Genomic DNA, 11897 nt, shown 5'->3' with positions numbered 1-11897 from the left:
CATCATGGCACCGCGAGCGTCGGCCGCCGGTGGTCGGACGCGCCGCCCCGCTGCGCCCGCGGGTGCCGGCCCGACGGCACGGCCGTAGGCTGAGGCCGTGGTGGAGTACGTCGTCCCCGCGCCGAAGCGGCGCCGCGGCCGTCCGCGCGCCGGCGAGTCCGACGCGCGGGAGCGGATCCTGTCCGCGGCCATCGAGGAGTTCGGCGAGGCGGGCTACGACGGTGCGACGATCCGCGGCATCGCGGCACGGGCGGGCGTGGACTCCGCGCTCGTGCACCACTACTTCGGCACGAAGGCCGACCTGTTCGGCGAGACGATCGGGGCGCCGATGCGCCCCGACCTCGCCCTCCCCGAGATCCTCGAGGGTCCCGAGGACGAGGTCGGCGAGCGCATCGTGCGCTACATCCTCGAGGCGTGGGAGCAGCCTGAGGTGCGCCGACGGGGCGTGGTGCTGCTGCGCACCGCGATCGGAAACAAGCTGACGACGCCGCTCCTCGCGGGCTTCCTGTCGCGCGAGCTGCTCTCGCGCATCGCCCGCGCGCTCGATGTGCCCGACGCCGAGCTGAGGGCCACCCTGGTGGCGTCGCAGGTCGCGGGCATACTGATCGCGCGGTACGTCCTGCGACTGCCCGCGCTGGCGGAGGCATCCGTCGACGACGTCGTCGAGCGGGTCGGGCCGACGATCCAGCGCTACCTCTACGACCGACCCTGACCAGCGAAGGCGAACATGACGTTCCAGGCATATCTCGACAACATCGAAGAGAAGACAGGGCTGACGCCGCGTCAGTTCGTCGACCTCGCGTCCGAGAAGGGCTTCGGTCCGGGTACGAAATCGGGCGAGATCGTGGCGTGGCTCGGCGAGGACTACGGGCTCGGACGCGGTCACGCGATGGCGCTCGTGCACGTCATCACGAAGGGGCCGACGATCAGCTCGAAGCATGTCGGCACCGGCACGGCGCACTCCGATCCGTCCGACACCCTGTGGCTCGACGGCAAGGCGACGAACCCGAATGCGTAGGGCTTGACCGTCGCGACCGGGTGGGCGTTTAATTCATCGTGTGATGAATAATTCGCCGGGCAATGCGGTCGAGGTGCGCGGACTCCATGTGCGGCGCGACAAGACCGAGGTGTTCGCGAGCCTCGATCTCGATGTCCCGCGCGGTCAGATCACCGGGCTGCTGGGGCCGTCCGGGTGTGGCAAGACGACGCTCATGCGGGCGATCGTCGGTGTGCAGAAGGTCGCCGCGGGCACGGTCACCGTGCTCGGCGATCCCGCCGGCACCGCCGCCCAGCGTCGTCGCGTGGCGTACGACACGCAGGCCGCGTCGGTGTACGACGACCTGACGATCGAGCAGAACCTCCGCTACTTCGCCCGGATCATCGGGGCGCCGCGATCCGACGTCGCGCGGGTCATCGAGCAGGTCGGGCTGAGGGGTCAGGCGCGACAGACCGTCGGCTCCCTCAGCGGCGGGCAGGAGAGTCGTGTCTCGCTCGCCGTCGCGATGCTCGGCAGCCCCGAGCTGCTCGTCCTCGACGAGCCGACGGTCGGGCTCGATCCCGTGCTCCGCGCCGAACTCTGGGATCTGTTCCGCGGGCTCGCCGAGGCCGGCGCGACGATCATCGTCAGCAGCCACGTGATGGACGAGGCGCTGCGCTGCGACCGGCTGATCCTCCTGCGGGCCGGCCGGATCATCGCCGACACCACCCCGCAGGGTCTGGTCGCCTCGACCGGCTTGACCGACCCGGATGCCGCATTCCTCGCGCTGATCGAGCGCGACGCCGCCGGCACGGCCGGAACCGCCGGCCACCATCCGGCCACCCGGCGCGAGGCGCGAGAGGAGGCGGGCGAATGAACGGCGGGCGCACCTTCGCCACGGCCGCACGCATCCTGCGGCAGCTGACGCACGACCCGCGCTCGATCGCGCTGATGCTCGTCGCCCCCAGCCTGCTGGTCGGTCTGTTCGCCTGGCTCTTCAGCGATCAGGACGGCGTCTTCGACATCTACGGACCTCCGATCCTGGCACTGTTCCCGTTCATCATCATGTTCCTGATCACCTCGATCACGACCCTGCGCGAGCGCCGCTCGGGCACGCTCGAGCGGCTCATGACGACGCCGCTCGGCAAGGCGGACTTCATCGTCGGCTACGCGCTGGCATTCGGCCTCATGGCGATGCTGCAGGCCGTCGTGACGGTGTCGTTCGCCGTGTGGGTCTGCGGGCTCGAGACGGACGGGCCGGTGTGGCAGCTCGGACTCGTGGCCGTGATCGACGCCGTGCTCGGCATGGCGCTCGGCCTCCTCGCCAGCGCATTCGCCCGCACGGAGTTCCAGGCGGTGCAGTTCATGCCGGTCATCGTCTTCCCGCAGATCCTGCTGGGCGGGCTCTTCATGCCCCGCGAGGACATGCCCGAGGCGCTCTACGTGATCTCGAACTTCCTTCCGCTCAGCTACGCGATCGACGCGATCAACGCCGTCACCGCGGGTGACGAGGGCTGGGACGTCTACGGCCCGCTGCTGATCGTCGGCGCATTCCTCCTCGGCGCGCTCATCCTCGCGTCGCTGACCCTGCGCCGGCGCACTCCCTAGCCGGGGCGATCGTCAGCAGCCGGGCTGCGGCTTGCGGAGCTTGCCCGTCAGATCGCGCAGCTGGGCGAGCTCGTCGTCGCTGAGCAGCGACATCCGCTCGGCGATCGCGCGGCCGTGCGCGCTCGCCAGCCTGCGGAAGGCGGATGCGCCGGCATCGGTCGCCCGCACGAGGGCCCCGCGCCCGTCGTCGGGGTCGGCGCACTTGTCGATCAGACCGCGCGCGGCCATGCGGTCGACGAGGCGCGACACGCTCGGCTGACTGATGAGCATGTTCGCGGTGACGTCGCGCAGGCGCGCGGTCATGTTGTCGCCGCGGGTCACGGTGAGGAGCACGTCGTATTCCGCCTGGCTGAGCGTGTCTTCCTGGAAGTCGTCGTTGATGTCGCCGAACACCTCATGCTGGGCGCGGAAGAGACTCTCCCACGCGTCGATGGCGAGGCGGCGATCCGTCATGTCGACAAGATTACGACCAAACCCGCCCCCTAGGCTGGGGCCCATGGGGACAGTCGCGTCCGTGTCTCGTGACGCACATCGGATGTGGCGCGCGCTCGCCGCAGCTCTCGTCGCGCTCGCGCTGGGGTTCGGCGGCGTCGTACTGGGGGCCGGGCCGGACGCCGCGCGCGCCGATGTGAACGACTTCGTCTTCGAGAGCCTCGACGTCGAGTACCGCCTCGACCGGGCCGAAGACGGCTCGAGCTCGCTGACCGTCGTCGAGACCTTCGTCGCCGTGTTCCCCGAGTTCGACCAGAACCGTGGGATGCAGCGGCGCATCCCCGACTCGTATCTCGGAGCGCCGCTGAACCCCGAGCTCGTCTCGATCACCGACGCCGGCGGACGGACTCGCGAGAGCGAGGTCGAGTCCGAGGACGACTACTACATCATGACCTCGCGCGCCTCGGATTTCGTCCACGGGCGGCAGACGTACGTCTTCACGTACACGCTCGACAACGTCACGCGATTCTTCGGCGACACCGCCGTGGACGAGTTCTACTGGAACGTCAACGGAACCGAATGGCAGCAGCCCTTCGGGCGGGTGACGGCACAGGTCACGATGCCGAGCGAGCTCGCCGACGCCCTCACGGGGGAGCAGGCCTGCTACGTCGGCTACGAGGGCTCGACCGCGACGTGCCCGATCTCGGCCGACGGCGACGTGGTCGCGGCATCCGCTTCGCCTGTCCTGCAGTACCAGACGATGACGATCGCGATCGGGTTCGAGGAGGGCACGTTCACCGCCTTCGACTCGTCGTACCTCGCTTCTCCGTGGGGCTGGCTGCAGGGCCTCGCCGCGCTCGGGATGGGCGGGGCCGTGGTCTTCGCCGCCGTCACGCGCGCGAGGCGGCTGCGCGACGAGCCGGGACGGCCGGTGATCATCGCCGAGTACACGCCGCCGCCCTCGGTCGACGCGCTCGAGAGCGCAGTGATGCTCGGGCTCACGACGAAGGCGATCCCGGCGGAAGTGCTCGAGCAGGCGGTCGCAGGGAGCATCCGCATCATCGAGGGCGAGAAGAAGTTCTTCGGCGGGGCGAAGCTGAAGGCGCAGCTCGTCGATCCCTCGAAGGCGGACGGCGACGGGCGGATGCTGCTCGACGGCCTGTTCCCGTCGGGATCGCCGGGCGAGGAGTTCGAGTTCGGACGCAGCGACACGAGGCTGTCGTCGGCGGCGCAGAGCATCCTCAAGGCGGCGAATCAGGAGCTCGTGAACCGAGGGCTCCGGCGCGCGGTGCCCGCACGGGTGCGGGTGTGGCCGCTGCTCGCGGCGATCGCGGCCGCCGTGCTGATCTTCCTCACGGGGTTCGCCGCGCTCGACGGCATGGTGGACCCGCTGATCCCGATCGTGCTGATCGTGGTGTCGGTGCTCGCGACGATCTGGGTGGGCGGGATGGTGTCGCGAAAGCCGCTGACCGCCGCCGGCGCCGAGACCCGCGATCATCTGCTCGGGCTGAAGGTCTTCATCGAGTGGGCGGAGGCGGACCGCATCCGGATGCTGCAGTCCCCGCAGGGTGCGGAGCGCGTGCAGGTGGACACCACCGATCCGCGCGTGATGCTGCGGCTGTACGAGTCGCTGCTGCCGTACGCCGTGGTCTTCGGGCAGGAGAAGGAGTGGTCGCGCGAGCTCGCGGTGCTCTACGGGCCCGGGAACTCGCCGGGCTGGTACTCCGGCTCGAGCGGCTTCAACGCCGCATCGTTCTCGTCGGGCATCTCGACCCTGTCGTCGAGCACCGCGTCCTCGTCGTCGACGTCGGGCGGATCGGGCGGCGGTGGATCGGCCGGAGGCGGCGGCGGAGGCGGCGGCGGCGGGGGAGTCTGAAGTCCGCTCCTGCGTCGCGCGGGCAAGAGTAAGGGCCGGTCGGAGAGGCTACCGACCGGCCCTTGTCCCTTGCACCAAGAGTGTCCTGCAATCACATGCCGGGTAGCTGCCACAGCAAAACAGCTAACCGTTGAGAGGACTCTATAACGAGAAGGTAACGACGACAAGGGGCGGGCGTTATCTTTTTGTGATTCATCTCGGGGGCATCGGAAACTCCCAGGGATCGCGTACGGGGCGATGGCCGGGTGCGCCGGATCGAGATCGATCGCCGGCTCCTCTTGACGCGCGCCGGCCAATGTGTACAGTGTGAACATCGCTCGCTGACACCAGGAGGCTCCGATGCCGACCACGACCGCACGTCCCCTTCCCCAGGTCGTCGATGCCGAGACGTGGCGTCGCGAACTCGACGCGCTGCGCGTGCGCGAGAAAGCGGCCACGCGCGAACTCGATGCCGTCGCGGCGCAGCGTCGCCGTCTGCCGATGGTCGCCCTGCCCGACTACACGCTCGTCGGAGAAGACGGTCCGGTGCGCCTCGCCGACGTCTTCGAGGGCCGATCTCAGCTGATCGTGTACAACCACATGTGGTTCGCCGGCAAGGAATGGCACTGCCCGGGGTGCACGGGCCTCACCTCGCAGTTCACGCGCCTCGAGTTCCTCGAGCCGTACGACGCACGCTTCGTGATCGTGACGCAGGGGCCCATCGACGAGGCGCTCGCCTATCGGGAGAGGACCGGCAACCGGATGGAGTGGTACTCGACCTCCGAGAGCCCGTTCGGCGCCGACATGGACGCCCCTCCGGGCGGCGGCTTCGCCGTCAACGTGTTCCTTCGAGACGGCGACACCGTCTACCGCACCTGGCACACGACCGGACGCGGGACCGAGCAGCTCGCCCACACGTTCGGCCTCGTCGACGTGCTTCCCTATGGTCGGCAGGAGGCCTGGCAGGACTCACCCGAAGGCTGGCCTCAGGACGAGCCCGGCGCGGGCTGGCTCAGCTCGAAGCAGGTCGCCGCCCTGTACGGACCCGGCGGGCGCGCCGCCGACTGACCCGCCTCAGTACCAGTCGGTCGCCTGCGAGTGGCCCCACGCGCTGCAGGGGCTGCCGTACGCGGACGCGATGTACTGCAGTCCCCAGGTGATCTGCGTGGTGGCGTTGGTCTGCCAGTCGGCGCCGGCGCTGGCCATCTTGCTGCCGGGCAGCGACTGCGGGATCCCCGTCGCGCCGCTGCCGGCGTTGTACGCCTGGTAGTTCCAGCCGGACTCCTTGGTCCACAGCGACTCGAGGCACGAGAACTGGTCGGCCCCCCAGCCGTAGTTCGCCGAGGCCAGACGCCGCGCGGTCGCCTTGGCGCCGTCGACCGTGTTGGCCTCCGCGGCCGCCTTCGCGGCTGCGGCGGCTGCGGCCTCTGCTTCGCGCTTCGCCTTCGCGGCCGCCTCCTCGGCGGCCTTCTTCTCGAGTGCGACGTCGAGGCGCTCTCGCAGATCCGCCACGCGCGCGTCCACGATGTCGGTCTGGGTCGCGGCCTCCTCCGCGGCGCCCGGGAGGAGCAGCAGGGGCAGCACATCGAGGCTCGAGAGCTGCGCCGTCGCGTCGAGGAGGGGGACGGTGTCCACGGACGTGCTCTCCGTGCCGAGGTCGAGCCCGGCCGCGGCGATGTCGGCCTCGACCGCGCCGGCGTCCGCGAGCGTCGAGCGCGCATCGCCGAGCGCTGCGCGCGCCTCGGTCGTGATGTCGTGGAGGGTCTCGGCGCCCACTGTTGCGGCGAGGGACAGCGGGGTCACGGCGAACGCCGGGCTCGCGGCGGCGAGTCCGGTCACGGCGACGACGCCGGCGACGAGGCCCGTGACGAGGGAGACGGACGCGATTCGGCGCCGGCGGGGCGAACGGGCAGGCGTGGACGACGGGTTATCGAGCATGGGGAACGCAGGATCCTTCGGGTGCTTCACGCCGGCGAACCGGCGTCCTGCGCCCTCGGGCCGGGCGCAAAGCATCGAGTCTGCGCACTCCGTCTGGACGGTTCCCCAGGTTTCCCTGGCAGAACCGTGGGAGGCGCCGGCAGGGAAAGGCCTGATCACAGCACAGCGTCGTCGCCTCTGGACGGGCGGCTGAAGCCTGTCCTGAGGTGCCGCTGAGGCGTTTCCTGCGCTTCGGCGAACCCTCGTGGATCTCTTGCGGAAACGTTGCGGATGCCGTGCGGGAATCACGAGATCGGTTTTCCAGACTGTTCTCATCAGGCAGGCGCACCGCGCAGAGGCCGAAAGATAGCCGGGCCCCAGACCCGCAGATCCCTTGGGGGGAACAGACATGAAGAAGTCCATGAAGGGCACGATCGCCATCGCCGCCGGAATCGCACTGCTGCTGGGCGGCGGCGGCTCGCTCGCCTACTGGCAGGGCTCGGCCCAGGTCAGCTCCGCGACCATCCAGACCGGCGAGCTGAGCGTGGCGCTCACGCCCGGCGCGACCTGGCAGGTCAAGCGCGGCAGCACGACGACCGACATCACCAGCACCCTCGCCTCGTTCAAGATGGTCCCCGGCGACACCGTCGTCTACACGGTGCCCTTCCAGACCAAGGCGAACGGCACCAACCTCACCGCGAGCGGCGCGATCAACTGGGGCGGCTACGCGACGGTTCCCGCGCACCTCACCTCGACCGCCGCCGGCACGTACAACAGCACCGCCATCACGGGCGGCGCCTTCACGGCCGCCAGCGGCACAGCCAACGGTCAGCTCGTCTTCACGCTGACCTGGCCCTTCGGCGCCAACGCGACGAACGACACCGCCGCCGCGACGATGAACCAGTCCTGGAACCTCGCCTCGACCACGGTCACGGTCACGCAGACCGCCAACGGCGCCTCCTGATCGGCTGCCGGACACGCTGAACGGAAAGGGGCCGGCCGAGTCGTTCCCGACCGGCCCCTTCCTTCACCACCGCTCACCACCACGCAGAGGACAGGCAGACAGATGTCGCGCAAGAAGGCAAAGGCTCCCCTCGGGGTCGCCGGGCTGATCGCCGGCGTCGTCGCTCTCGCCGTCGTGTTCGCCCCGGGCACCCTGAGCTACTTCGTCTCGAGCACGCAGACGCAGGCCGTCTCCATCTCGACCGGGGAAGCCGCCCTGTCCATCTCGGGCACGGGTGGCTCGAACTCGGGCGTCTACCCCGGCGGTCCGGCCCAGCTCATCGCAGCGCGGAGCATCGCCAACACGGGGGACGTCTCACTCGGTCTCGCCTCCGCCTTCTCGGCGACCGGCGGCCTCGCCGCGAGCGTCATCATCACCGTGAGCGTCCAGGCCGCGGCCTGCGCGTCCACGCCGCCCAGCTCGTGGCCCGCCGACTCCGGGCACTGGCAGGGCACCACGGCGGGGCTTACGACCGCCGTGCCGACGACACTGGCGACGGACGTCAGCCGCACGCTGTGCGTATGGCAGGGTCTGGACGCGAACGCGCCGAACGGCACGCAGGGCAAGACCGCCGCAGTGAACATCACGCTCACCGGCACCCAGACCGCCCCGTGACATCCGCGCCGCATCTCCACGACACGATCTCTCGACGAAGGCACATCATGACGAAACGCGCGAAGCTCATCACGGCGCTGGTCGCCGCGATCTGCCTGGTCGTCGTCACCCCGGTCGCCGCGGTCGCCTACTGGGCCGTGAGCGCGCAGCTGACTCTCACCGCGCAGGCCAGCCCGTTCTCGATCGCGCCCTTCGCGGTTGCGCCGGCCTCGGCCGCGTCGACCACGAGCTTCACCGGATGGAAGACCACCCAGTACTACACCGCGCCCTTGGCGAACAACGGCGCGACCCCGTGGGCGACCGAGACGGTAGCGGTGGCGGCGGCATCGGGGTTCGGGCCGGCGGCGGTCGCGACCGTCCAGGTCTCGTTCAAGACGACGTCGAGCGCCTGCCAGACCGAGGCAGCGTACGCCGCCGTGCCGTCGCAGAGCGCGCTCGCAGGGTCCTCCTGGTCGTCCACCACGGCGATCGCGGCGGGCGCCACGGCGTACGCGTGCATCAAGCTCGTCGTCACGGACACGGACACGCATACGCTGTCCGGTCAGGCGGCACCGGCTCCCAGCCTGACCATCACCGTCACGGCTACGGCGGCGCAGCGCAACTGGACCGATCAGGAACAGGCACAGCTCGCCATCACCAGCACCGGCTGGGCGTCGTGCTCGACGACCGGCAACAACGCCGTCCTCACGCTGCCCTCCGCCGTGCCTTCCGGCACGTACACCGTGACCCGCAACGACACCGGGGCGAGCTTCACGGCCACGGCCAGCCCGAACGGCAAGACCCTCACCCTGACGAACCCGGCCACCTCCGGCACGGAGACGGCCGAGACGTATGTCACGGTGAAGAACTCGCAGGGGGCGGTGGTCGCCGTCGCGAACCTCACCTTCCGCTCCTCCTACTTCCTCGTCATCTTCTTCACCAAGAGCCTGGTGTGCGCGTGAGTGCGGGGATCGCGGCGACCGGTTCGGCGCACGACAACGAGGCAGCCATCGGGCACCTCCTGGACGAGAGGCGTGATTCCATGACGGATGCCGCATCCCCCGCATCCCGGTCCACCGGCCGTCGATCCGTCGACGAGCGGGTGTCGGTGCCGCGGATGATCTTCGCCGCCGTCTCCTGGGTCCTCCTCGCGCTGGTCGCGCTTCTCGCGATCGCGGTCGTGATCGTTCCGCTCGTGACGGGCTCGAAGCCGTACACAGTCCTGACCGGTTCGATGGCGCCGCAGTACCCGCCGGGCACGCTCGTCATCGTCACGCCCGTCGACATCTCGGAGATCGACCTCGGTGACGTCGTCACCTACCAGCTCGAGTCCGGCAAGCCCGCCGTGGTCACCCACCGCGTCGCCGCGGTCGGCGCCGCAGCCGATGGCGAGCCGCTCCTGATCACGCGCGGCGACGCCAACGACGCCGACGATCCCGACCCGGTCCGGCCCGTGCAGGTCGTGGGCAGGCTCTGGTACGCGGTGCCCTATGTCGGCTGGATCAACAACGTCGTCACGGGCGAGGCGCGCGCCTGGGCGCTGCCGATCGTCGTCGGCCTGCTGTTCGCCTACGGGATCGCCACGATCGTGGTGGGTGCGCGTGACCGCCGCCGTGCGAAGGCCGCGCTCGCGCGCGGCACGCGACGGGACTTCGCCTCGGCCGAGCCGGAGCGCACGCACGCCGCCGGGTGAGACGTCTGGGACGGGGAGGGATGCTGCGGCCCGCGGCATCCCTCCCCGTCACCGCTGCGCGGCCCCGGTACGCTCGCCGCATGGCCCTCAGTCAGACCCGTCGCGCCCGTGCGTCGCGACGCCGCGCCCGCAGAGTCGCGGCCGCCGACAACGACCTCACGCCCGACGAATGGGAGTCGATCCTGGAGGCATGGGGGGCGTGCGCGTACTGCGGCGGAGCCGCCGGGCCGTTCCAGAAGGACTGCGTGCTGCCGATCTCGCGGGGCGGCCGCTACACCTTCGAGAACGTCGTCCCCGCGTGCGGCTCGTGCAATGCCAGCAAGAGCAACGACGAGGTCACCGGATGGCTGCGCCGCAAGCGCCTCGACGAGCGCGCGTTCCTCCTGCGCCACGTCGAGATCCTCCACGCCTGGCGTTCGGGGGCATCCGCGTGAGCATCGTCATCCGGCCGTACGAGTCTCGGGACTGGGGTGACATCTGCCGCATCCACGACGCGGCCCGCCTGGACGAGCTCGGCGGCGCGGGTCTGCTCGAGGCGTACCTCGACCTCGCCGCGACCTACGAGAATGAGGGGCTCTTCGACGACGAGGTCTGGGTCGCCGAGGTCGACGGCCGCGTCGCCGGTTTCATCGCCGGCTCCCGCGACGAGATCACCTGGGCCTACGTCGATCCCGGGCTCTACCGCCGCGGCGTCGGGCGCGCGCTCGTCGAGCACATGCTGAGTCTCGCGACCGGACCGGTCGAACTCGAGGTCCTCGACGGCAACAGCGCCCGTGCGTTCTACGAGGCACTCGGGTTCGTGCTCGAGACGACGACGACGGGCAAGCTCGCCGGCAACGAGGGTTTCCAGGCGACGGGCCACACGATGGTGTGGCGGCCGGGCGCGGCATCCGACTGATCGATCACGCGGGAGATCGCGGACCGATGCTGCGCTCACCCCGCTGCGAGGAGCGCGACGCCGTCCCGTACGGCCTCGTGGGTCTTCGGCGATGCCAGCACCCGGAAGTGACCGGCTGCGGGGACCTCCAGGTTCGTGGCTCCGTCGAGCGCGCTCCCCTCGGGGATGTGGGGGTCGTAGGGTCCGAACACGGACACGATGCGGCCGTTGATCGAGGTCTCGCGCCCGAGCATCACGATCGTCTCGTCGCCGGGCAGGAAGGCGCGGATGCTCGGATCGGCGAACAGCACACGCGCGCGCCGGGCACCCCCGAACGGCGTGGCCACGGCCACGAGGCCCAGGATCCTGAGCGGTGGGCCGCCGTCCTCCGTTGTCGCGGTGGCCGCGGCATCCGCCGGATCGCCGCCGGTGGATGCCTCGACCGCCGCGGCGGCCGCCGCACCGGATGTCACGAGGAGGTGCTTGGCGATGAGCCCGCCCTTGCTGTGCGCGACGAGCACGCGCCCCGCAGCGGGCGGCGGCAGCTCGGCGAGCACCCGCCCGAGGCGCTCCGACGTCTCCGGGATGCTGCGCCGGTTCATGCCGAGGCCGTGGACCACGGCGACGCGGTGACCCGCCGCCGCGAGGGCGTCGCCCAGGGGTCGGAGGAACGTCCAGTGCTCATAGACGCCCGGGAGGAGCACGACCTCCGGCAGTTCCGGCCTCCCGCGCCCCCACGCCGCAGGCACCGGCCGGGGACGGCCGATGGACCACGGGAGCGACAGGACCGCGAACTGCCGACGCGCCGCGTAGATGTAGTCGGACGCCCACCACAGCGCGCGCGTGAGGGGGCCGGGCCTCGCCGGAGGCTCGGCGGTCGCGGGGCTGCGCGTCATGGGCCGCAGTCTACGAGTCCGCAGCCGTCGGGGACCTCGTGTGTCA

15 protein-coding genes are annotated in these 11897 nt (G+C 70.5%); 12 read left to right on the top strand and 3 right to left on the bottom strand.

The window, feature by feature from the left end; all coding sequences use genetic code 11:
- Positions 1–97: 97 nt before the first annotated feature.
- From EER34_RS03345 to EER34_RS03330, 4 genes are read left to right on the top strand one after another with little or no spacing between them, the layout of a single operon-like run.
- On the top strand, positions 98–712 hold the full coding sequence (locus tag EER34_RS03345; RefSeq protein ID WP_240642094.1) for a TetR/AcrR family transcriptional regulator: 615 nt from the start codon (positions 98–100) through the stop codon (positions 710–712).
- 15 nt (positions 713–727) lie between these two features.
- Positions 728–1018 carry a DUF4287 domain-containing protein gene (locus EER34_RS03340; RefSeq protein ID WP_127473142.1) on the top strand — a complete coding sequence of 97 codons (291 nt, stop codon included), beginning with the start codon at positions 728–730 and terminating at the stop codon, positions 1016–1018.
- A gap of 43 nt (positions 1019–1061) precedes the next feature.
- The gene (locus EER34_RS03335; RefSeq protein ID WP_127473141.1) at positions 1062–1853 is read left to right on the top strand and encodes an ABC transporter ATP-binding protein; all 792 of its coding nucleotides are present in this window, start codon (positions 1062–1064) and stop codon (positions 1851–1853) included.
- Positions 1850–2584 carry an ABC transporter permease gene (locus EER34_RS03330; protein WP_127473140.1) on the top strand — a complete coding sequence of 245 codons (735 nt, stop codon included), beginning with the start codon at positions 1850–1852 and terminating at the stop codon, positions 2582–2584. Before EER34_RS03335 ends, EER34_RS03330 begins: the two co-directional genes overlap by 4 nt.
- Before the next feature lie 12 nt (positions 2585–2596).
- Here the strand turns inward: EER34_RS03330 and EER34_RS03325 are convergent, their stop codons facing one another.
- A complete protein-coding gene (locus EER34_RS03325) occupies positions 2597–3037 on the bottom strand; it encodes a MarR family winged helix-turn-helix transcriptional regulator (RefSeq protein ID WP_127473139.1) in 441 nt (146 codons plus the stop codon).
- Between the two features lie 43 nt (positions 3038–3080).
- Between EER34_RS03325 and EER34_RS03320 the strand changes: the two genes are divergently transcribed.
- The gene (locus EER34_RS03320) at positions 3081–4892 is read left to right on the top strand and encodes a DUF2207 domain-containing protein (protein WP_127473138.1); all 1812 of its coding nucleotides are present in this window, start codon (positions 3081–3083) and stop codon (positions 4890–4892) included.
- A gap of 339 nt (positions 4893–5231) precedes the next feature.
- Positions 5232–5939 (top strand): DUF899 domain-containing protein, encoded by a 708-nt coding sequence (locus EER34_RS03315; RefSeq protein WP_127473137.1) that lies wholly within the window; start codon positions 5232–5234, stop codon positions 5937–5939.
- Between the two features lie 6 nt (positions 5940–5945).
- On the opposite strand, the gene EER34_RS03310 is transcribed toward EER34_RS03315, so the two are convergent.
- Positions 5946–6809, bottom strand: a complete 864-nt coding sequence (locus EER34_RS03310; RefSeq protein WP_205791334.1) for an aggregation-promoting factor C-terminal-like domain-containing protein — start codon at positions 6807–6809, stop codon at positions 5946–5948.
- Between the two features lie 388 nt (positions 6810–7197).
- Between EER34_RS03310 and EER34_RS03305 the strand changes: the two genes are divergently transcribed.
- The 6 genes from EER34_RS03305 (at position 7198) to EER34_RS03285 (ending at position 10976) form a co-directional block, all read left to right on the top strand.
- On the top strand, positions 7198–7752 hold the full coding sequence (locus EER34_RS03305; protein WP_127473136.1) for an alternate-type signal peptide domain-containing protein: 555 nt from the start codon (positions 7198–7200) through the stop codon (positions 7750–7752).
- Positions 7753–7854: 102 nt separating this feature from the next.
- Positions 7855–8406, top strand: coding sequence for a hypothetical protein (locus EER34_RS03300; protein WP_127473135.1), 552 nt, complete (start codon positions 7855–7857; stop codon positions 8404–8406).
- Positions 8407–8453: 47 nt separating this feature from the next.
- Positions 8454–9347, top strand: coding sequence for a hypothetical protein (locus EER34_RS17395; RefSeq protein WP_164743431.1), 894 nt, complete (start codon positions 8454–8456; stop codon positions 9345–9347).
- A gap of 80 nt (positions 9348–9427) precedes the next feature.
- Positions 9428–10078 carry a signal peptidase I gene (locus EER34_RS17390; RefSeq protein ID WP_164743430.1) on the top strand — a complete coding sequence of 217 codons (651 nt, stop codon included), beginning with the start codon at positions 9428–9430 and terminating at the stop codon, positions 10076–10078.
- Between the two features lie 80 nt (positions 10079–10158).
- A complete protein-coding gene (locus tag EER34_RS03290) occupies positions 10159–10512 on the top strand; it encodes an HNH endonuclease (protein WP_127473133.1) in 354 nt (117 codons plus the stop codon).
- Positions 10509–10976: a GNAT family N-acetyltransferase gene (locus EER34_RS03285; RefSeq protein WP_205791332.1), complete on the top strand. Its 468-nt coding sequence runs from the start codon at positions 10509–10511 to the stop codon at positions 10974–10976. The genes EER34_RS03290 and EER34_RS03285 overlap by 4 nt, the downstream gene beginning before the upstream one ends.
- Positions 10977–11011: 35 nt before the next feature.
- Here the strand turns inward: EER34_RS03285 and EER34_RS03280 are convergent, their stop codons facing one another.
- Positions 11012–11851: an esterase/lipase family protein gene (locus EER34_RS03280; RefSeq protein WP_127473131.1), complete on the bottom strand. Its 840-nt coding sequence runs from the start codon at positions 11849–11851 to the stop codon at positions 11012–11014.
- Between the last annotated feature and the right edge of the window lie 46 nt (positions 11852–11897).

Source organism: Microbacterium sulfonylureivorans, assembly GCF_003999995.1.
GTDB classification, from domain to species: Bacteria; Actinomycetota; Actinomycetes; order Actinomycetales; family Microbacteriaceae; genus Microbacterium; species Microbacterium sulfonylureivorans.
This window is presented reverse-complemented; position numbering and strand designations above follow the sequence as displayed.

What these genes read in the sequence shown, in the direction of transcription:
- EER34_RS03320 (WP_127473138.1), top strand. Translation starts at nt 3,081, where the DNA reads ATGGGGACAGTCGCGTCCGTGTCTCGTGACGCACATCGGATGTGGCGC.
- EER34_RS03335 (WP_127473141.1), top strand. Translation starts at nt 1,062, where the DNA reads ATGAATAATTCGCCGGGCAATGCGGTCGAGGTGCGCGGACTCCATGTG.
- EER34_RS03340 (WP_127473142.1), top strand. Translation starts at nt 728, where the DNA reads ATGACGTTCCAGGCATATCTCGACAACATCGAAGAGAAGACAGGGCTG.
- EER34_RS03330 (WP_127473140.1), top strand. Translation starts at nt 1,850, where the DNA reads ATGAACGGCGGGCGCACCTTCGCCACGGCCGCACGCATCCTGCGGCAG.
- EER34_RS17390 (WP_164743430.1), top strand. Translation starts at nt 9,428, where the DNA reads ATGACGGATGCCGCATCCCCCGCATCCCGGTCCACCGGCCGTCGATCC.
- EER34_RS03300 (WP_127473135.1), top strand. Translation starts at nt 7,855, where the DNA reads ATGTCGCGCAAGAAGGCAAAGGCTCCCCTCGGGGTCGCCGGGCTGATC.
- EER34_RS03325 (WP_127473139.1), bottom strand. Translation starts at nt 3,037, where the DNA reads ATGACGGATCGCCGCCTCGCCATCGACGCGTGGGAGAGTCTCTTCCGC.
- EER34_RS03315 (WP_127473137.1), top strand. Translation starts at nt 5,232, where the DNA reads ATGCCGACCACGACCGCACGTCCCCTTCCCCAGGTCGTCGATGCCGAG.
- EER34_RS03290 (WP_127473133.1), top strand. Translation starts at nt 10,159, where the DNA reads ATGGCCCTCAGTCAGACCCGTCGCGCCCGTGCGTCGCGACGCCGCGCC.
- EER34_RS03310 (WP_205791334.1), bottom strand. Translation starts at nt 6,809, where the DNA reads ATGCTCGATAACCCGTCGTCCACGCCTGCCCGTTCGCCCCGCCGGCGC.
- EER34_RS03305 (WP_127473136.1), top strand. Translation starts at nt 7,198, where the DNA reads ATGAAGAAGTCCATGAAGGGCACGATCGCCATCGCCGCCGGAATCGCA.
- EER34_RS17395 (WP_164743431.1), top strand. Translation starts at nt 8,454, where the DNA reads ATGACGAAACGCGCGAAGCTCATCACGGCGCTGGTCGCCGCGATCTGC.
- EER34_RS03280 (WP_127473131.1), bottom strand. Translation starts at nt 11,851, where the DNA reads ATGACGCGCAGCCCCGCGACCGCCGAGCCTCCGGCGAGGCCCGGCCCC.